This window comes from Bacillus sp. B25(2016b) (genome assembly GCF_001679765.1).
GTDB classification, from domain to species: Bacteria; Bacillota; Bacilli; order Bacillales; family Bacillaceae_G; genus Bacillus_A; species Bacillus_A thuringiensis_K.
Genome location: NZ_CP016285.1, coordinates 2,581,990 through 2,601,614, shown reverse-complemented (window position 1 = coordinate 2,601,614; position 19,625 = coordinate 2,581,990). Strand labels below are relative to the sequence as shown.

Genomic DNA, 19,625 nt, shown 5'->3' with positions numbered 1-19,625 from the left:
CTTAGTAGTAATACCTACTCTGATTAAAGTTTCACTTTATTGAAATACTTGCGGGAATTGTTTTACGATTGCGTTTGTTATCATGTCGGCCATTTCTAATGCTTCTTTTTCAATTTTATCGTAAAGTTCTACTCCTGCTTCATAATCTTTATTTAGGAAGGCAAGTGCTTCTGCTTTCGTTAGTGCTAAATGTTCATAAAACATTTTTCTAAATTCTTCTTTATCTATATATGGGTTGATACTGTTAAGAAATTCAATAATTGCGTCACCATTAGCGTACCATTTTTTCTCTATAGCGGCCGCTGCATTTTGATTACCAGCTTTTGCGGCTTTAACAAGATCCGCTGCAATTACTAAGTGATCTTTAATTAATGCACTATATTTTTTCACTGCATCTTCACCGTAAAATGGTTCAAGTGATAGTCCCATATGTGTTGCGTTTTGTAGAAGTCGCCCAACAGTAACGTTAACATCTGGTAAATTAAATACTATACTTACAATAGCCAATCTCGTCCAAGCGACGTGTTGTTCCCATAAAGAACGCATATACCCTTTTAAAAAATTCTCATTTTTACTAATTCGGTAGTTCCGTACGGATAAATCATAGTTTACATAAGGGTTATGGTAGGGGGAGTAATACGATTGCCAATAAGAATACATAAATAGTAACACTCCTTTGAACATGTATAACTCAAAGTATGATGAAGATTTATTTTTAGTTACGTGTCCTAGATTATTTTTAGGGAATTTGAAATGGAGAAATTAGGTGAATGATGTTGTGGTATATATGAATAAAGTGAATATAAAGTAAAATAGGGTCTGCAAGGGAAGTTGCAGACCCTCAAAAGGGTATTGCCGAGATGTCGGACTCGACTACGTAATGTTATCATAAAATTCTTTTGAAAAAACCTGGTAAATGTGTCCAAATGAAATTGGTACCTTAATACAGTCAAAGGGACCTGCTTCCCGCGGCAGGTCCCAATAACTAGATAATGTCGATGAGCAAAAACTCATCTGGAGTACTTTTATAGTAACAAGTAAAATGACTTTTGTGTATTGAGAAAGAAGAATTGCATAATTATATGTGAACAATTTAAATCCCAACAATTTATGATTATCATGAATTGTTGGGATTTAAATATGGTTATAAAATGGAGAAAAGAAGTGGAAGTGAGATTGAGGTGCACAGAAGTATGTAATCATGAAAAAGACCTGCTAATATAAGCAGGTCAACTTAAGGGGTTTATCCAACAGATTATTATATATGTTAACAATTCAATTGTAGTAAGTCTATACGTTTAATATTGAGAAAACTTCTGTGAATAATATATTTTTTGTGCATATATTAACGTCTAAAAAGTTGAGAAAAAAAATTAAAAAGCTTTTTATAAGAGAATAATGCCTGATACTTATAGTATGATTCATATTTCCACGCATCATTATTAGAGAATTGGGGCTTTTGTGTTTTCGTTTTTGCGTTGATGGAACTCATATTACGATGATTCATATAGTAACCTCCTGAATTTATATGTATACGATTAGTAGTATTCAAGAAAGGGAAATAAAATGAACATTTAAATTGAAAATCTTTCTTCTTGTGTACTGGATTTACGTTATAAATGCTGTAAAACATATAAAATAATGATGCTAATTCATATTAAATAAGTGAAGAAACATAGAATAATGAAAAAACAATAAGCATCTAATCATCCCTTTCAAGTCGCATAAGTGATTGATATAATAGAAGTAGATGAAAGATAAAGAAAAGCAGGTGACTCTTTTTTGTTTACTAAAGCACAAGAACTTTTAGCGTCCTACTTTGGTTATTCTTCGTTTCGAAGAGGACAAGATGAAACAATTAAAAATGTACTAGATGGGAAAGATACGGTTTGTATTATGCCAACCGGTGGCGGTAAGTCGATTTGTTATCAAATTCCGGCATTAGTATTTGAAGGAACGACGTTGGTTATATCGCCTCTAATATCACTTATGAAGGATCAAGTAGATACATTGGTACAGAATGGCATTTCAGCTACATATATTAATAGTTCTATATCTATTGCAGAAGCAAATCAGCGAATTCAATTAGCGAAACAAGGACATTACAAGTTACTTTATGTGGCGCCTGAGCGTCTTGATTCGATGGAGTTTGTTGACCAACTTATCGATATGAAAATCCCTATGATTGCGATTGATGAAGCACACTGTATTTCACAGTGGGGACATGATTTCCGTCCAAGTTATTTACATATACATCGCATATTAGATTATCTTCCAGAAAAGCCGCTCGTATTAGCATTAACAGCAACAGCAACACCGCAAGTACGTGATGATATTTGTAATACACTTGAAATTAATCAAGAAAATACAATTATGACAACGTTTGAGCGTGAAAACTTATCGTTTTCTGTTATTAAAGGGCAAGATCGAAATGCATATTTGGCGGATTATATTCGTCAAAATCAAAAGGAATCTGGGATTATATATGCAGCTACTAGAAAAGTAGTCGATCAGTTATATGAAGATTTAATGAAGGCAGGAGTTTCTGTATCAAAATATCACGCTGGTATGAGTGATATTGATCGAAATGAGCAACAAGAACTCTTTTTACGAGATGAAGTAAGTGTAATGGTAGCAACATCTGCATTCGGGATGGGTATTGATAAATCGAATATTCGTTACGTAATTCATTATCAGCTTCCAAAAAATATGGAAAGTTACTATCAAGAAGCAGGACGTGCTGGTCGTGACGGATTAGATAGTACATGTATATTGTTATATTCTTCTCAAGATGTACAAGTACAGCGTTTTTTAATTGATCAATCAACTGGAGAATCACGTTTTTCAAATGAACTTGAAAAATTGCAAAATATGACCGATTACTGTCATACAGAACAATGTTTACAATCATTCATTTTGCAATACTTTGGAGAAGAACCGAAAGAAGATTGTGGACGCTGTGGTAATTGTACAGACAATCGCGAGAGCATCGATGTGACAAGAGAATCACAAATGGTTTTATCATGCATGATTAGAACGAACCAACGCTTTGGAAAGCAAATGATAGCGCAAGTATTAACTGGGTCGAAGAATAAGAAAGTTATTGAATTTAATTTTCATACTTTACCAACGTATGGGCTTTTATCGAACCGTAGTGTAAAAGAGGTCAGTGAGTTTATTGAGTTTTTAATTTCAGACGAGTTAATTGCAGTTGAACATGGCACTTATCCGACGTTAAAAGTAACTGAAAAAGGGAAAGAAGTATTACTTGGTAAAGAGAATGTTTTACGAAAAGAACGAGTAGAGACAAGACAAATTGTTCAAGACCATCCTTTATTTGAAGTGCTTCGTGAAGTACGTAAAGAAATTGCACAAGGAGAAGGTGTACCGCCATTCGTTATTTTCTCTGACCAAACATTAAAAGATATGTGTGTGAAAATGCCGCAAAGTGATTCCGAATTGTTGACGGTAAAAGGTATCGGAGAACACAAACTTGTGAAATATGGCTCGCACTTCTTACAAGCAGTTCAGCATTTTATTAAGGAAAATCCAAATTATGCTGAAACGATTAAGACAGAAGTAGTTTCAGAGCGTAAAAAGTCAGGAAAAGCGTCCGCAAATTCTCATTTAGAAACGTATGAAATGTATAAACAAGGTATTGATTTGAATGAGATTGCAAAAGAACGTAACTTATCAAGACAAACAATCGAAAACCATTTAATTCGCTGCTATGAGGATGGAATGGAAGTAGATTGGCAAAGCTTTGTTCCAGCAGAGTATGAATCTCTTATTGAAACTGCCGTTCAAAATGCAGATGGTGGTCTGAAATCTATTAAAGAACAGCTTCCTAATGAAGTGAGTTACTTTATGATTCGTGCTTATTTACAAATAAGAAAGTAGAGGCATATAAAGGGGATAAGAATTTATGTATCATGTTTTCGTTTATGGAACGTTAAGAAGAGGACAAACGAATGCTCATTATATGCTAGGTGCAACATGCATCGCAGACAGAGCTTGGACATATGGAAAATTATTTGATACGAACGAAGGATATCCGGCCATGACTTATTCGATTGAAGAACAGGTGTATGGAGAAATTTATGTAGTAAATGATGAGATATTGTGTAAGTTAGATGAACTAGAAGAATATAAAGGTAATGCGGAGACTGATTTATATAATCGAATCACGCAAACAATATATGTTGCTTATAGGGAAATTGAGGCATATGTGTATATCGCTCAGGATAAAAAGATGTTAAAGAAAGTGATAGACTCTGGAGACTGGCTTATGTATCAAAAAATATAATAAGGTAGTTTTAAAAATTGGAAAGCAGATAATGACGAATTCATTATCTGCTTTTTATTGTGTGAATAATTGTCGTTCTCTTTTTATTCTTATAGTTCTTAGTACGATTCCAATTCCGAGAAATAAAACAGTAGCAGCGACCCCGCTAGTAGGATTTAACCAAAAATCACTACTGTTTGTAAGAGTAATAATCCCTGTTATTGTAACTAAAACAGTAGGAACAGCATCCTCGATTGCATGCATGATAACACATGGCCAGACGGATTTTGTAAGTCTATATATTTCAACATACATAATTGACCAACAAACCATAAGGATACAGCCAGATAGAAGCATATTTAATCTTGAGATAGATTCAAAATATTCATTTGAAGAGCCTCCTTTACTTTTATTTATCCTACTATTTGTGGGCAGTAAAACGCCCATTGATTAAAGTCTTTAATTTTTACAATATTTGTTAATAGATAAATTAAATAGGAGACAAATAGAAAGTAGTATCTTTTGTATGCATCACTATACTATATGTGTATTTGTGTGATTTAGATGTTGCATATTCTTTTTAAATTAGAAAGATGAAAAATAAGTTTTTTCGGAAAATTTAAACAGAAACTATTGACTTTATGATTGGGTTTTTAATACAATGATACTTCGACTGAAAAATTAGAACGGACAGGAGGGAATCGTCGAAATGAGCAACATATTTGAAGGTGAGTTACAAAAAATGAAGGATACTTTACATACGATGGATGAGCAATTGGATAAGCTTGAAAAAACCCCGGTTTATTATGGAGAAGATTTTAAAGAGCAAATTCTTGAAAGTATGAGGGAGTCTAATAGACAAAACTTACGTATTGGTGTGCAAGAGCCGTACTTTGGAAGGTTAGATTTTCAGGAAGATGGAAAAGAAGAAGTTATGCCGATTTATATCGGAAAAGTAGGGGTTTCGGATATGGACACGATGAAGCCAATCATTATTGATTGGCGGGCGCCTGTCGCAAGTATGTTTTATTCATTTACCGGTGGAGAAGAATTAGCATTTTATCAATCACCAGATGGGTTAGTAGAAGGTGATGTGTATTTAAAACGAAACATTTCCATTCGAAAAAGAGAACTTGAACGTGTTGTTGATACATATGTAAAAGGAAATGAAGATGTATCGCATGCCGATGATTTTCTTCTATATCGATTAGGTGAGAATAAAGATAATAAGCTAAAGGATATTGTTTCAACGATTCAATCGGAACAAAATGATATTATTCGAGCGGAAAGAAATTTACCATTACTTATTCAAGGGGTTGCAGGGAGCGGAAAGACAACAATTGCTTTACATCGCCTTGCTTTTTTAATTTATGAATATCGTGAACAACTAGAAGCAGAAAGAATGATCGTATTTGCGCCGAATAGTCTGTTTTTAGACTACATTTCGAGTGTACTTCCTGAATTAGGTGTAGGGAATATTAGTCAAACAACGTTTCTGGATTGGGCATTACGTACGTTAGATGATTCAGTGAAACTAAAGCAGACAGAAGAAAAATTGAAAGAAGCATTTTCAATTAATCGTGATCAAAAGAAGGTAATGCTAGGTAAATTAAAGGGTACGTTGGAATTTAAGAAGTTTATTGAAGAGAGAATGATCCAATTTGAAAATGAGTTAGTTCCGACAAAAGATTTTGAGGCGTGGGATAGAGCGATTATTCCAGTAGAAGATATTAAAAAATGGATGCAAGTTGAATATAAACATTATCCTTTACAGAAAAGAAGAGAACGATTAGTAGGACGAATGAAGCGCTGGATTGAAATTGAACTTAAAAAATTCGGGGAAACAAACGAGAAAAAATTACTTAAAAAAGAAGCGACTAAGAGACTGAACGCATATATGAAGTTTTGGCCGAAAATGAGTGCTCTTTCACTGTATAGTTCAATAGTAAAAAGTAAAGAAATACTCGAGGTATTACCTGAAGAACTTGTTAAAGAAACAGAAAAGAGTTGTCGTAAAAAAGAAGTGTATGTAGAAGATTTACCAGCTTTAATATACATACATCATCGTATAACAGGGATTGAAATCGGGCAGAAGTTTCATCACGTTGTTATTGATGAAGCGCAAGATTTTTCGCCTTTCCAAGTTTATGTATTAAAAGAAATTACATTAGGTAATTCTTTCACTATATTAGGTGATTTATCGCAAGCGATTTATGATTACCAAGGAATTGAAGATTGGAATGCTTTTAAGGAAGTATTCCAAGAAACCGGTTATTATGAATTGACAAGAAGTTATCGTTCTACAAAAGAAATTATTGAATTTGCAAATGAAATAATTAAAAATGCAGAAATCCCAGTAGGACTCGCAACACCAGTCTTCCGCAGTGGAGAAGATGTGAAAGTAATTCATACAGAAAATCAATTTACTGAAATTGTGAAGACGGTAAAACATTTGCAAAATGCAGATGTGAAAACAATTGCGGTAATCGGAAGAACAGAAGATGAATGCCGTGATATATATGTGAAATTAACAAATGCAGGATTAACGGTAAACGTAATTGAAGCAAACCAAAGTAAATATGAAGGTGGTATATCAGTAGTACCTGTCTATTTAGCGAAAGGTTTAGAATTTGATGCGGTGCTTTTAATTGATGTGGATGAGGAACATTACAAAAACACAAAGCATGATGCAAAATTACTATATGTCGGATGTACGAGATCACTTCATGACTTATGGATTTTCTATAGTGGAGAAGCGTCACCTTTAATTAAAGGATTAAAATAAAGTGAAACTATAATCAGTGGGGATTTTTACTGCAAGCTAATGTGAGATAAATATAAAAAGAGGATTTCTATTACTGTCTACTTAACAGGGAGATGACTATGAAGATCCTCTTTTTATATTGAAATTAGTGTTCGATTTTAAACGAATAAAGCCATTAATATTAAATTTTAATAGCTATCATCCAATTTTATACCCTTTGCTTTTCTACCCTCTTCAAAGAAGCCTAGATTCTTATATAACTGGATTGCACCTAGATTATCTTCCATTACCTCAAGACAAACTTTTTCAATCTTACTGTTATTTTTAGCCCAATTGATTAACGTTTCTAGAAGAGCTCTTCCAATACCATAATTTCGATATTCAGGTAGTATGGTCATCGCAAAAGCCCCTTGATGACTAATTTTTTCTTTGTTTCCGTTCTTAAAATCTATTGCACCGACTAACTTACCATCAACTTCAGCAATAAACTGTACATAATTTGGATTTTCAAGATAAGCTTTTAACGTTTTTTGAATAGCATCGATACGCACCTTTTTTACATCCTCAACCGTACTTAGCATGTATGGAGCGTTTATTAAAGCTTTTGAAGCAGAATCTAGTATTCTTTCTGCATCCTGTTCTTTAGCTTCTCTAATTATTACTGTTTTTCTATCCTTAGATTTATAAGTAAAAACATTAGTTGATAAGATACTACACACACCCTTTCGGAATATAATTAGTTGAATTTTTTAACTATCGTACGATTATTAAGTAAGAAAAAGTCGTATCACCTTTTGCTGCAATCGCTCTGCTTCAACTTAATGACGATTATTTCAAATGTTTTTAATTTTCACAAGTATTTATTCCGTTATATAGCCCGATTGTTGAATAACATGACTGGCGTTTTTTAAACAACTTTATTATCTCTGTACACGATGAATTAACGACTTGAGCTGTTGTGTAAATAATATACAATGACCTTTTCTAATTCCTTAGTTTGTCCTTTTTCCCGTACACGAACGGCATCTACTGGAGTTTGTGTATGTTTTAACCAATCTAGAATAAGGTGTAGTTGTTCTTGTATTTGCCCAATGTTTTGCTCCTTTATGTTCTTATTCTGAATTCTATTAATTAATTGCAGCATATAGGGAAGTTTTTCTATACATTCGCTTAAATCTCCGCAATAACCTGAAGGGAATTCATTTGTACCAAATTCTAAAGTATTGATGTAATTAGAAACTAGGTATATCATGGCTTTTTGTTCGGTATCACCACCTAATTCAATCGCTTTTCGAAGGAATTTTTCTAAATCGTCTTCTTTATTGCTAGAGTCCATATAAATTCCTATCCATCTAAAAGGTCTTGAATCAAATGGGTTGTTTTCTGTCCATCTATATAGAATGTCAATTAGAAAACTATTTAGTGAGAAAGTTAAGATCCCATCTTTTTCGTTTAATGCATCTAAAATAGTAAACAGCGAAATGGCAAACTCTTCTTGATCTTTTGATTCCCATTTCTTTGCATTTGAAATAAATGTCTCTAAATGTTTAAAAGCTAATTTTCGAAGTCCCGCTTCGCGATGCTGACAGTAACAAATAAAATCATGCCAATGCTCATTTTTATTCATATGTATAATAATAGTTTGTAATGTATTGAGAGGTTTATCCATTATAAGTCCCCAATCTATTAAGCACGTGTTGAAAATTTAGTGTTATTATATCATTACATAAATTAAAAAGGGAGAGTCACTATGATTACAAAAGTAATTACGAAAAGTAATTGGGAAATCGCAAAAACAACTGGAGAAATTAATGAAGAATCACTTATAGAAGAGGGATTTATTCATTGTTCATTATTAGATCAAGCTTTAAAAGTTGCAGAAAAATATTTCAAGCATGAAGAAGATGTTTTATTACTTACAATTGATCCAGCTCTATTAAAAGCAGAAGTAAAATATGAACTTGCTTCTAACGGTCAAGAATATCCGCATGTTTACGGAGTAATTAATGTTGAGGCGATTGTAGAGGTTGTTCAATTTTCTAAAGAAAAAGGGGAATTTATATTACTTAAATCAGTTCGACTTTAGTAATAGGTGATGGAGTTCGCTATAATCGCTATATATAGCTAATGAATCCTATTGATAAACGAGGTTTTTTTGTTTATCAGTAGGATTTTGAATTTTATTCGAACGGACTTAAAAAGAGCACATTTGAATTGTGCTCTTTAAGAGAAAAGTGAATTAGGATTTTTTACTTCTAGATAATGTATGAGTGATTCATCATAATGTGACGATGAATCACAAAAGAGCAGTTAGAGTGGGAAGAATTTAAGATGGTCACGGGATCCAATCGATAGGTAATGCAGCGGTTCTAACAGGACTCATTATAGACTTTGAAGATGAAACGTAAAAAAGTTATTGTTTTTATCTGAATATTGAAGGAATACAAGAGTTTTATTTATTTAATTTTTTAGAAAACATAGACTACAACATTGGTAAATGGTATAATTTCCTTGTTATTGGAATTAAAATCAAAATATTTGAAAATAAAGGATAGGGTTGGTTTTAATGGGGGATTCTGATCACAAAGAAACAAAGGCAATATTAAAGTTATGGTTTATTTATATACCACTTGCATTTGGAGAATTTGTCTTTTCGAATATCATAGGTTATTTAAAAAAATAAAGATTTTGTATTTGAAAAACAATTAACCTAATTTAATTGTTTTTTTATTTTTCTCTAATAAACCAAACAAAAATAAAGATTTTGAACAAGATGAAGTTTATGAAGGAAATAACGTTGATTAGGTGCTGAAAACAGTGTGAAATTAACAGCGCCTAAAGAATAAAACAGGAATCATTCAACTATGGTAATTTTCCGTTTTATTAGCTTCCTATAGTGAGGTGTTATGTTCAAATCATATGTATACGATATTTGTAGCTTAATATAGTATTACTGGAACTGCAAAATTAGTAGTTAAGGTTGCTACCTTTTAGAGTGATATATATAACTTAGCTAAAAAAGCACAAATCATATAATTTGCGCTTTTCATTATCCGTTTTTTGGTAAAAAATTATAGTTTTTGTCACACTAATACTGTACGATACATAGTATAAAACACATACTGTATGACATATAGTAATGGAAATGAGGTGAGTGAATGGATACTTTATTAAACTCGTTAATTACTGAGTTAAGAAGAGGGACATTAACGTTAGCCGTTTTAAGTCAATTAACAACGCCGCAGTACGGATATTCACTTGTCCAGTTATTGGAGCAATCAGGAATTACAATTGATCAAAGTACTTTATATCCGCTACTTCGCCGATTAGAAAAGCAGGAATTAGTGACGAGTAGTTGGGATAAAACGGAGAGTAGACCTCGTAAGTATTATGTTTTAAGTGAATATGGATTAGAAATATTTTTGCAGTTGAAAAAAGAATGGATAAAGGATTCAAAAGAACTGTATAACTTATTAAAGGAGGAGGACGATAATGAGTCTAATTGATATCTACGTCCATGAAGTTGCAAAAAGATTACCTGAAAAAAATCGTGAAGATATTACACTTGAAATACGGTCAACAATAGAGGATATGTTACCTGATAATTATAATGAAGATGATGTAAAGAGCGTTCTTGAAAAATTGGGAAGTCCAGTTTCATTGGCTAATGGATACATGGATAGACCGATGCATTTAATTGGACCACGTTATTTTGATGTATATATGACATTATTAAAAATGATTATACCAATTGCAGTTGTTATTGCACTTATTTCAATGGCTGCAGAAAGTTTTATTAGTTATAGTGGTGAGCAGGCAGTAGTAAACGTTATTTTAAAATTGATGGGTGAAGGAATTGCAAAAACATTTGAAGTAGGTCTCCAAGTATTTTTTTGGATAACACTTGTTTTCGCTGTTTTAGAAAGAACAGATAAAGAAAAAGACCCACAACCATTGACAACAAGTTTAAAAAAATGGACACCAGATGATTTGAAAAACATCTCGTATATCCCAAAGAAAAAAGCAATCTCGAAGTTTGAAGTTTTTGGAGGTTTAATGTGGACAGCAGTTTGGGCTACACTTTACTTTTATGCGAATTATCTTGTTGGCGTATATAACGGTACGGCAAATGGACTGAAGTTTATCTCGCCAACTTTTAATCAAGATGTTTTATTGCAGTACTGGCCAATCGTTGTAATTATGATCGTTTTTGAAATATGTATATCCCTTTATAAATTAGTGCAGGGACAATGGACGCAAAGATTGGCGATTGGGAATGCTATTCTTCAAATAGCTGGGACGATAGTATTCATTGTAATTGTAGTAAATCCACATGTATTTAACGCAGGGTTTATTACGTATTTGGCAAATGCATTTACTATTTCCTCAGAGGAGTTTAAAACGTGGCTCATTAGGGGAGGAATTTTCTTCTACATGTTATCTGCTGCAATAAATATATTTGATGGTTTCCGAAAAGCTAGTATTCGTATGTAGATAAAAATCGGAAATTTCGATAAAATAAAACTATTAAAAAGATAGTAAAATAAGGTGAACATGATGAAAGGAAGAAAATAATGATAAGGGAAGCAACGAAAAAAGATTTAGCATACATTTTAGATATTTATAACGATGCGATACTTTATGCAACAGCTGTATATGCGTATAAACCTGTAACCCTTGAAAATAGAATAGATTGGTATGAACAAAAAAAGGCTGAAGGGTATCCAATTTTCGTATATGAATTAGATAATAAAGTAGTAGGATTTGCGACATTCGGTCCATTTAGAGCGTGGCCTGCTTATAAATATTCAGTTGAACATTCTGTGTATGTAGATAAGGCATATAGAAAAAGTGGCATTGGGTCTTCATTAATGAAAGAATTAATCAAAATTGCAAAGGAAAGAGAGTATATGACCTTAATTGCTGGAATTGATGCAGAGAATGAGAAAAGTATTGCCTTGCATCAAAACTATGGATTTGTTCATGCGGGGACAATTAAGAAGGCTGGTTATAAGTTTAATAGGTGGTTAGATTTAGCTTTTTATCAATTGGAGCTTAATGGTCCTAAAAGGCCTACGGAAGAATAGATATTTGCGTTTTGCTTAGTATGTATTTTAGAAAGGTAGCATGGGAAAATTTCATGCTATCTTTTTTATTGTATGCATACATATCAAGTAACAAAAAAGGTTTTATACATTCTATATCGAAATTAAAGAATGTAATAAAACAATATAAAAAGAGGTGCGAATATGCAAACTGTCATTGAAGGAATGAAAGAAATACAATCTGGTCAAGTTGGAGTGATTGTGTCTTCTACAAAATTTGAAGATATAATTGCCTCCTATAATAATGAACTATATGTTCCTTTAGCATCAGCAGCAAAAGTGGCAATTGGATTTGCAGTAGCAAACATGGTAAAAAACAAACAAATTAGTTGGAATGATATGCTTCACCAAATTAAATTTAATCCAAAAGAAGATAGTGCACAATTATATCCACATTTGCAAGGAAGAGATACAATATCACTCAGTAAAGCTGTTGAAGTGATGATAGCGTGTCATGACAGTTATATTGCAAAGGCGATTGTATTGCACTGCGGAGGATGGGATACTATTAGAAAGCATGTTTCAACGTACTTCCCTAACATACATGTTCAAGAAAACCCTAGAGATGAACAAAATGTTGGAGAGTTAAATGAAATACATTCACTTTTAGTGCAAATTTTTCGAGGGTATAAAACTGAGCCGGAATTATGGGAACCAATAATAAATGGAATGGTAAGGCAGCAAGGAGAATATGAAGGGATACCGTATTATCATATAGCTCATATGACAGGTGGATTGCCTACAGCAATAATAAATATTGGTATAATAGGGGTGTTTAACGAATTCCCGGTTCTTTACGTTATTGGGGGGGAAAGATTTACCTAATCGAAGTGAAAATAAAGAAATAGATGAAGTTTTTGCAGTATCGTTGAAATACATATACAAAGAATATAGTGAAAGCATGCTAGGAGTGAGCGATTGAAAAGAAACTTAAAGACTTTAACAATCATTATTTTAATTTTAACGATTATTGCTCTTGAAGTTGGAATCGCCCTATATGATCACAATTTGTCATTAGATACAATTTACTTTGCAGCGATCCTTATTTGTATTGTATTGCTTTTTGGCACACGTGTTTCTGAAGAGAAAGAAAGTACATCGAAACGAGGGCGAAGAAAAATAGCTGTTATATTTTGGCCATCTATTTTATTGTCTATCGCTTGTTTTGCAGTTATAAGTTACATAAGGGTAGGCTATGTCTCTGTACCAGGGATAATTGGCTTTTCATGCTTTGTTACATATGGTGGATTCGTTTTGATTAGTATTTTAAAGGGGAAAAATAAAATGTAGCTTACTAAGTTGAAAGGAAGCAATGTATATGAAACATATAGAGAACGGTACACGTATTGAAGGAGAATACATTAAAAATAAAGTCATTCAATATAATATGTCCATCTTAACAGATGAAGTAAAACAGCCGATGGAAGAAGTAAGTCTCGTAGTAAAAAATGAAGAAGGAAAAATATTTGGTGGTGTAACAGGTACGATGTATTTTTATCATCTTCATATCGACTTTTTATGGGTTGATAAATCAGTTCGTCATGACGGTTATGGTAGTCAACTGTTACATAAAATTGAAGAAATTGCGAAGGAAAAAGGGTGCAGATTAATATTGCTAGATTCATTTAGTTTTCAAGCGCCAGAATTTTATAAAAAGCACGGTTACCGAGAGTATGGTATCGTTGAAGATCATCCGAAAGGTCATAGTCAGCACTTTTTTGAAAAGAGATTATAATAATATTATGTATACTGATTGATGGGAGAAAGCATATGTACACGTATAAATTGCAACAAGAACAACCAATCTGTGCAGAAAAAATAAAGAAGCTTTATGATTCTGTCGGTTGGTGGCCAGAAAGAAAAGAAGTCGATATTGAAAAAATGTTAAAGAATAGTATAGCCATTGGAGTATGGGAAGAAAATGAATTAGTTGGATTTGCTAGAGTCGTTTCTGATGGTGTTTTTCGATCATACATTGAAGATGTTGTCATACATGAGAGTGTAAGAAATAAAGGTATTGGAGAGAAGATGCTTACAATATTACTTCCAGAAATATCTCATATTGTTAGTCTATTTTGCGGAGAGAAGCTAATAAAGTTTTACGGTGAGCAGCAATTTCAAGCAACGAAGCAAATTGTGATGCATCGTAATCAAACAGGGAAAGAATAAGAGGTGCCAATTAAAATGAATGCAACAAGAGCGTACTGTTTATCGAAAAGAAAAGCGACAGAAGATTCTCCAGGTGGCTGGAGTGCAACATGTATGAGGCTTAATAATAAAATATTTGCGATAGTAAATCATGAAGAAGGCGAAAAAGCTGCGATTACATTGAAGTGTGATCCAGAAGTCGCATTAAGAATAAGAGAAGATTATCCAGAAACAATTATTCCAGGGTATCATATGAATAAAAAACATTGGAATACTGTTTATATTCATAAGGATATAGAGCAGGAGCAAATTAATAAAATGATTGATTGGTCGTATGATTTAGTACTACAATCATTTTCAAAGAAAAAGCAGCAGGAGTTAATGGATTAATATGTATTAGGAGTGTGTGTAATGAAAGATTCGATTAAAGATACGTATGATAAATTAGCGAGTACATATAAAGAAAATCTAGATTTCGCAAATCCATATAACAGTTATTATGAAAGACCGGCGATGATGGAGCTTATTCCAAAGGAACTAGAAGGAAAAAAGATATTAGATGCTGGATGTGCAGCTGGATGGTATACTTCTCAATTCATAGGAAGAGGAGCAAATGTTACAGCAATTGATGTAAGTCCTGAAATGGTAAAAGCAGCAAAAGAAAATATAGGAGAAGAAGCGACGTTCCTTTGTCATGATCTGCAAGAAACATTGCCATTTGAAGATAATACGTATGATGTGATTGTAAGCTCATTAACTCTTCATTATATAGAAAATTGGAATCAAGTATTTCAAGAATTTCGTCGTGTATTGAAGCCAGGTGGAGAACTTATTTATTCTATTCATCATCCTTTTATGGATTTCACAAAGTTTCCATGTGAAAATTATTTTGAAAAACAGTTATTAATAGATACTTGGGTTAAACCGAATATTACTATTGAAGTCAAGTTTTTTAGAAGATCATTACAAGACATACTAAATGAAACTACAAATTATTTTGTATTAGAAGAGATAGTGGAACCGAAGGCAATTGAAAAAATGAAAGAAGTAAGCGAAAAATCATATTATTATTTAAATATGAATCCACATTTTCTTATCATAAAAGCAATCAATAAATAGCTAGTAAAATAACTTTGTTTTACTAGCTATTTACAGTTTTACATTACATATTAGGAGACTTTAAAATGAATACGAAACGAAATAGAGTAGTATATGCACTATTTACTATAGTTGTTATTATTTTAGGTCTTAGCTCAAGAAAGTTTGCTTTTGCACTACCACATCTATTAAATGATTATTTAGGTGATGCATTATGGGCATTAATGATTTTCACTGGCTTTGGATTTTTGTTTCCTAAAACAGAGACGAAGAAGTTGGCTTTTATTAGTTTAATGTTTTGCTACGGGATTGAAGCGAGCCAATTGTATCATGCGGAATGGATAGATAGCATTCGTGCAACGACTTTGGGCGGACTCGTGTTGGGATACGGTTTTTTGTGGAGTGATGTAGTGGCTTATACAATTGGTGTTGGAGTGGGAATACTGTGTGAGGTTATTTTTCGGAAGAAATAAGAATTGTAAAAGGGGTATTTGTAAATGGAACAAGCACTGGAAATTGCAAAGCTTTGGTTTCGAAATGAACATGTCACAGCTACTGTAATGCAACCAAAAGTAGCGAAGGTTTTATGCAAGAATAAAGAGTACATTTTAAAGAGAACGGGATCGATAAAGCAACTTCTAGTTGAATTCGATGTTTTGAAGCAACTGTATGAAAAGGAAATTAAAGTACAGAGAGTAGTAAAGACAGAAAATGATGAACAATATGTATTATATAAAGAGAAATGTTATTGCTTATATGAGTATGTTGCCGGAAGTGTTTTAGAAATTAAAGATACGGATAAGCTGGAAAGGCTAGCAAGTACAATTGGAGAAGAAATAGCTAATCTGCACAAAGCATTACATTCGGTGAATAGTGACCATGAGTTAATAAAAAGAGATTTATATAAGATGGTATTTGAATGGGCTATACCAATTTTAGAAAAGAATGAGTATGTTCATCGAGAGGTAATTCAAAAGATGGAGCGAATGCACGCAGCTTTCAAGGAAACGGTCCATTCATTACCGAGACAAATTATTCATCGTGATATGCATCTATCAAATGTAATCTTTAAAGATGATAAACTGGAAGGGTTTATAGATTTTGAGATTTTAGAAAATAATGTAAAAATATTTGATTTATGTTATTGCTGTACAAGTATATTAAGCGAGCTATTTAGTGATGAAAGATTAAGAGGGAAATGGTTACATATCGTTAGCAAAGTCTTTGAAGGTTATTATAAACAAAATGATTTAACGAAAGAAGAACGAAAAGCCATTTGGTATGTTATGCTTTCAATTCAAATTATCTTTATTGCTTATTTTGTCCAGTTACCAGATTTATTAAAGTTAAATGAAGAAATGTTCTTCTGGATTTTTGCTAATAAGGAAGCTATTGAAGAAGTTATAGAAGGTATCGTAAAGGTATGAAAAAAATAATATTAAATGGTTCTGGTGGTTCAGGAAAATCTACATTAGCAAGGCAGTTAGGAAATAAATTAAATATTAAGGTGCATCATCTTGATGCATTATTTTGGAAACCGAATTGGGAAGGTGTTCCGAGAGAAGAACAAATAGCAGTTCAAAATAACTTAATTAAAGATGAGAAGTGGATTATTGATGGGAATTATGGCGGGACGATGGATATCAGACTGAATGCAGCTGATACAATTATCTTCCTTGATATTCATAGAACAATTTGTATTTATCGTGCGTTTAAAAGAATTGTAAAATACCGGAATAAAACAAGGCCAGATATGGGCGCGGGATGTGAAGAAAGATTTGATTTGCAATTTTTTTAATGAATATGGAAATATCCTAATGCTAAACGACCTACAATTTTAAAAGGGTTAGAGCAATTGTCCGAAGAGAAAAAGGTTATTGTTTTAAAATCTCCAAATGAGGTTCGGAAATTTATAGAGCACATATAATAATAGAATGTGACACAACAATTCTTTTTGGATCTTACCGATTAGTTTAATTAAACTAATCGTTTTTTATTATGAAAAATTTAACGCTTTTTGAAAATTGTATTTTGTAATGAGTATATGACTATAAACTCATATAAAATGAACGTTTGGAGGAATAGAAAATGACTAATGATTTAATTCAAACAATCGATTCATTAATGGTAAATATTCCAGCTGGAGAGGTAGTATTAAGAGATGATCGAATAAAAAAAGAATGGCTAGTGCAAATTCAACCATTTCTTCTTGCGAAGTATGCTGTAACAATCAAACTATATGATGCTATTACAAATAGTCCATTAAATAATTTTGATAAAAATCATAAACCAGTTGTCAATATTTCATGGAACGATGCCATTGCGTTTGGTAATGTACTTTCAAAAAAAGCGGGATTAAAAGAATATTATTCTATTTTTTACATTTGTAGGTCAGTAATAAATATAAAGTTATACATGAAAAAGTGTCTATATTAAATGATATAGACACTTTTCTGTTGTAAAAAGAGAAGAATTGTTTAAATGGAAAAAATGAAAATACTAAATGTGAATTTTGAGAACTAAGTCTACAATTTCTGCTGCACACTTTTATTTTATCCCGTATTAACCGACCGTAAAACCCCAACTAATTAAAGTTTTACTTTATGATTTCAGGATGTGGTTTTATATGTTAGTAATAATTTCACTGTTTCTGCACAACTGCTGCACATGCTTAGGCGAGTTCTATGTCATGATATATTCATAAAGTGAAATGTTTCACAAGGAAAAAATATATTTTCACTGCGGTGTATGCATAATTAATACATACATCGGTACAAGTTTGTCTCTTGTTATTCTTTTACATCAAAGCCCACATTCCACTACAAAGTATAACAAGAAGGAGACATGAGCATGAATAATCGATTTTTAAAACAACTACAAAATATGAAAATGAACAAAAAAAGTTTAGGAGCTGTAGCATTAACAGCTGGAATTATTAGTACGACACTTATTCCTCAAAATGCTTATGCGCACGGTTTTGTTGAAAAGCCCGGTAGCCGATCCGCTTTATGTAGTCCAACTTATGGTGCGCTAAATGTAAACTGTGGAAGTGTTATGTATGAACCACAAAGTTTAGAAGCTCCAAAAGGGTTCCCACAAGGTGGTCCAGTAGATGGACAAATTGCTTCAGCAGGCGGAAAATTTGGTGGTATTTTAGATCAACAAACAGCAAATCGTTGGTTTAAAAATACAATCACTGGTGGGGAAAATACATTTACTTGGAAGTATACTGCGCCTCACTTAACGAGTAAGTGGCATTACTATATTACTAAAAAAGGATGGAATCCAAATAAAGCGCTAACAAGAGCAGATTTCGAACCAATTGGAACTGTACAACATGATGGTTCTGCAGCTTCAAATAATTTAACTCATAAAATCAATGTACCTACTGATCGTAGTGGATATCATGTGATTTTAGCAGTATGGGATGTAGCTGATACAGCAAATGCATTCTATAATGTAATTGATGTTAATCTTATTAATGATGTGAAACCAGACATAGAAGCGCCAAGTAGTCCAAATGGACTTCAGACGCAAAAAGTAACAGCGAATAGTGTAGAACTAACATGGAACGCTTCTACGGATAATGTAGAGGTAAAAGGATATCAAATCTTCCGTAACGGAGAGATGATTGATACAGTACCAGGGACTCATTTTATTGATAAGAAGTTACAACCAAGTACAGATTACTCTTATACTGTAAAAGCAATTGACGCAGCTGGCAATGTATCAAAAGAAAGTACAGCGCTTACAGTAAAAACGTCAGTTGAGACTCCTGATACAGAAGCACCAACACAACCAAAAGGATTACATAGTATGGGAACGACAGCGTCAAGTGTGGATTTAATGTGGAGTCCATCTGACGATAATATTGGTGTAGACCATTATGATATTTATAGAGAAACAGAAGGGTCAATGAAAAAGATTGCAACATCCAATACAACTTCTTATTTGGATAAAAATCTGCTCGCTAATACTACTTATAAATATGTAGTGAAAGCTGTTGATGTAGCTGGAAATGAATCCGTACAGAGTGATATATTCACAATTACTACAAAAACTGAAAGCGCTTCATATGAAGTGTGGGATGCAAAAAAAGCATATAAAAAGGGAGATAGAGTTCTACACGAAGGAAAAGTATATGAAGCAGTCCAGAGTTATCAAGGAAATGGTGATCCAAACTGGATTTATGCATTATCATTATGGAAAACAGTGTAAGTTTTAC

General features: G+C 32.7%; 18 protein-coding genes, 4 pseudogenes and 1 riboswitch. Of the genes and pseudogenes, 18 read left to right on the top strand and 4 right to left on the bottom strand.

Features of this window, described 5'->3' with window-relative positions:
- Positions 1–36 precede the first annotated feature (36 nt).
- Complete coding sequence (locus tag BAQ53_RS13230; RefSeq protein ID WP_000287736.1) at positions 37–660, bottom strand: hypothetical protein; 624 nt, start codon at positions 658–660, stop codon at positions 37–39.
- A gap of 1,122 nt (positions 661–1,782) precedes the next feature.
- Here BAQ53_RS13230 and recQ point away from each other — a divergent pair.
- Complete coding sequence (recQ, locus tag BAQ53_RS13225) at positions 1,783–3,900, top strand: DNA helicase RecQ (protein WP_000494267.1); 2,118 nt, start codon at positions 1,783–1,785, stop codon at positions 3,898–3,900.
- A gap of 25 nt (positions 3,901–3,925) precedes the next feature.
- Entirely contained in the window at positions 3,926–4,306 is a 381-nt protein-coding gene (locus BAQ53_RS13220; RefSeq protein WP_208905411.1) for a gamma-glutamylcyclotransferase family protein, read from the top strand.
- Between the two features lie 54 nt (positions 4,307–4,360).
- On the opposite strand, the pseudogene BAQ53_RS13215 reads toward BAQ53_RS13220, so the two are convergent.
- Positions 4,361–4,675, bottom strand: a pseudogene (locus BAQ53_RS13215) (CPBP family intramembrane glutamate endopeptidase); the annotation flags it as partial.
- Between the two features lie 319 nt (positions 4,676–4,994).
- Here BAQ53_RS13215 and BAQ53_RS13210 point away from each other — a divergent pair.
- Positions 4,995–7,070 (top strand): HelD family protein, encoded by a 2,076-nt coding sequence (locus tag BAQ53_RS13210; protein ID WP_000065194.1) that lies wholly within the window; start codon positions 4,995–4,997, stop codon positions 7,068–7,070.
- Positions 7,071–7,237: 167 nt separating this feature from the next.
- On the opposite strand, the gene BAQ53_RS13205 is transcribed toward BAQ53_RS13210, so the two are convergent.
- On the bottom strand, positions 7,238–7,768 hold the full coding sequence (locus BAQ53_RS13205; protein WP_208905410.1) for a GNAT family N-acetyltransferase: 531 nt from the start codon (positions 7,766–7,768) through the stop codon (positions 7,238–7,240).
- A gap of 221 nt (positions 7,769–7,989) precedes the next feature.
- The gene (locus BAQ53_RS13200) at positions 7,990–8,718 is read right to left on the bottom strand and encodes a hypothetical protein (protein WP_208905409.1); all 729 of its coding nucleotides are present in this window, start codon (positions 8,716–8,718) and stop codon (positions 7,990–7,992) included.
- A gap of 81 nt (positions 8,719–8,799) precedes the next feature.
- Here BAQ53_RS13200 and BAQ53_RS13195 point away from each other — a divergent pair, with 81 nt between their 5' ends.
- From BAQ53_RS13195 to BAQ53_RS13125, 15 genes and pseudogenes are all read left to right on the top strand, one after another.
- The gene (locus BAQ53_RS13195) at positions 8,800–9,135 is read left to right on the top strand and encodes a DUF952 domain-containing protein (RefSeq protein WP_000629083.1); all 336 of its coding nucleotides are present in this window, start codon (positions 8,800–8,802) and stop codon (positions 9,133–9,135) included.
- Positions 9,132–9,193, top strand: a riboswitch (Fluoride riboswitch). Its footprint overlaps the gene before it by 4 nt.
- A gap of 1,014 nt (positions 9,194–10,207) precedes the next feature.
- Positions 10,208–10,555: a PadR family transcriptional regulator gene (locus BAQ53_RS13190; RefSeq protein WP_000380305.1), complete on the top strand. Its 348-nt coding sequence runs from the start codon at positions 10,208–10,210 to the stop codon at positions 10,553–10,555.
- Complete coding sequence (locus BAQ53_RS13185; protein WP_208905408.1) at positions 10,542–11,543, top strand: HAAS signaling domain-containing protein; 1,002 nt, start codon at positions 10,542–10,544, stop codon at positions 11,541–11,543. The genes BAQ53_RS13190 and BAQ53_RS13185 overlap by 14 nt, the downstream gene beginning before the upstream one ends.
- A gap of 80 nt (positions 11,544–11,623) precedes the next feature.
- Positions 11,624–12,136 carry a GNAT family N-acetyltransferase gene (locus BAQ53_RS13180; RefSeq protein WP_208905407.1) on the top strand — a complete coding sequence of 171 codons (513 nt, stop codon included), beginning with the start codon at positions 11,624–11,626 and terminating at the stop codon, positions 12,134–12,136.
- A 162-nt stretch (positions 12,137–12,298) separates the two neighbouring features.
- Positions 12,299–13,076, top strand: a pseudogene (locus BAQ53_RS13175) (serine hydrolase).
- The gene (locus BAQ53_RS13170; protein ID WP_000827982.1) at positions 13,073–13,444 is read left to right on the top strand and encodes a hypothetical protein; all 372 of its coding nucleotides are present in this window, start codon (positions 13,073–13,075) and stop codon (positions 13,442–13,444) included. Before BAQ53_RS13175 ends, BAQ53_RS13170 begins: the two are co-directional and overlap by 4 nt.
- A gap of 28 nt (positions 13,445–13,472) precedes the next feature.
- On the top strand, positions 13,473–13,889 hold the full coding sequence (locus BAQ53_RS13165) for a GNAT family N-acetyltransferase (RefSeq protein ID WP_000680417.1): 417 nt from the start codon (positions 13,473–13,475) through the stop codon (positions 13,887–13,889).
- 35 nt (positions 13,890–13,924) lie between these two features.
- Complete coding sequence (locus BAQ53_RS13160) at positions 13,925–14,323, top strand: GNAT family N-acetyltransferase (RefSeq protein ID WP_208905406.1); 399 nt, start codon at positions 13,925–13,927, stop codon at positions 14,321–14,323.
- A 15-nt stretch (positions 14,324–14,338) separates the two neighbouring features.
- Positions 14,339–14,692, top strand: a complete 354-nt coding sequence (locus BAQ53_RS13155; protein WP_000994630.1) for an MmcQ/YjbR family DNA-binding protein — start codon at positions 14,339–14,341, stop codon at positions 14,690–14,692.
- A 21-nt stretch (positions 14,693–14,713) separates the two neighbouring features.
- A complete protein-coding gene (locus BAQ53_RS13150) occupies positions 14,714–15,421 on the top strand; it encodes a class I SAM-dependent methyltransferase (protein ID WP_000655257.1) in 708 nt (235 codons plus the stop codon).
- A 65-nt stretch (positions 15,422–15,486) separates the two neighbouring features.
- On the top strand, positions 15,487–15,873 hold the full coding sequence (locus tag BAQ53_RS13145; protein ID WP_001093461.1) for a ribosomal maturation YjgA family protein: 387 nt from the start codon (positions 15,487–15,489) through the stop codon (positions 15,871–15,873).
- A 24-nt stretch (positions 15,874–15,897) separates the two neighbouring features.
- Complete coding sequence (locus BAQ53_RS13140; RefSeq protein WP_208905405.1) at positions 15,898–16,827, top strand: phosphotransferase enzyme family protein; 930 nt, start codon at positions 15,898–15,900, stop codon at positions 16,825–16,827.
- Positions 16,824–17,327: pseudogene (locus BAQ53_RS13135) on the top strand (DNA topology modulation protein). Before BAQ53_RS13140 ends, BAQ53_RS13135 begins: the two are co-directional and overlap by 4 nt.
- 161 nt (positions 17,328–17,488) lie before the next feature.
- Positions 17,489–17,776 (top strand): annotated as a pseudogene (locus BAQ53_RS13130) (formylglycine-generating enzyme family protein); the annotation flags it as partial.
- Between the two features lie 474 nt (positions 17,777–18,250).
- The gene (locus BAQ53_RS13125; protein ID WP_208905404.1) at positions 18,251–19,618 is read left to right on the top strand and encodes a lytic polysaccharide monooxygenase; all 1,368 of its coding nucleotides are present in this window, start codon (positions 18,251–18,253) and stop codon (positions 19,616–19,618) included.
- Positions 19,619–19,625 lie beyond the last annotated feature (7 nt).

Excerpts from the sequence above, each read along its gene's own strand:
- BAQ53_RS13155 (WP_000994630.1), top strand. The coding sequence starts at position 14,339 with ATGAATGCAACAAGAGCGTACTGTTTATCGAAAAGAAAAGCGACAGAA.
- BAQ53_RS13150 (WP_000655257.1), top strand. The coding sequence starts at position 14,714 with ATGAAAGATTCGATTAAAGATACGTATGATAAATTAGCGAGTACATAT.
- BAQ53_RS13145 (WP_001093461.1), top strand. The coding sequence starts at position 15,487 with ATGAATACGAAACGAAATAGAGTAGTATATGCACTATTTACTATAGTT.
- BAQ53_RS13195 (WP_000629083.1), top strand. The coding sequence starts at position 8,800 with ATGATTACAAAAGTAATTACGAAAAGTAATTGGGAAATCGCAAAAACA.
- BAQ53_RS13160 (WP_208905406.1), top strand. The coding sequence starts at position 13,925 with ATGTACACGTATAAATTGCAACAAGAACAACCAATCTGTGCAGAAAAA.
- BAQ53_RS13180 (WP_208905407.1), top strand. The coding sequence starts at position 11,624 with ATGATAAGGGAAGCAACGAAAAAAGATTTAGCATACATTTTAGATATT.
- BAQ53_RS13165 (WP_000680417.1), top strand. The coding sequence starts at position 13,473 with ATGAAACATATAGAGAACGGTACACGTATTGAAGGAGAATACATTAAA.
- BAQ53_RS13210 (WP_000065194.1), top strand. The coding sequence starts at position 4,995 with ATGAGCAACATATTTGAAGGTGAGTTACAAAAAATGAAGGATACTTTA.
- BAQ53_RS13185 (WP_208905408.1), top strand. The coding sequence starts at position 10,542 with ATGAGTCTAATTGATATCTACGTCCATGAAGTTGCAAAAAGATTACCT.
- BAQ53_RS13190 (WP_000380305.1), top strand. The coding sequence starts at position 10,208 with ATGGATACTTTATTAAACTCGTTAATTACTGAGTTAAGAAGAGGGACA.
- BAQ53_RS13140 (WP_208905405.1), top strand. The coding sequence starts at position 15,898 with ATGGAACAAGCACTGGAAATTGCAAAGCTTTGGTTTCGAAATGAACAT.
- BAQ53_RS13230 (WP_000287736.1), bottom strand. The coding sequence starts at position 660 with ATGTATTCTTATTGGCAATCGTATTACTCCCCCTACCATAACCCTTAT.
- BAQ53_RS13125 (WP_208905404.1), top strand. The coding sequence starts at position 18,251 with ATGAATAATCGATTTTTAAAACAACTACAAAATATGAAAATGAACAAA.
- BAQ53_RS13220 (WP_208905411.1), top strand. The coding sequence starts at position 3,926 with ATGTATCATGTTTTCGTTTATGGAACGTTAAGAAGAGGACAAACGAAT.
- BAQ53_RS13200 (WP_208905409.1), bottom strand. The coding sequence starts at position 8,718 with ATGGATAAACCTCTCAATACATTACAAACTATTATTATACATATGAAT.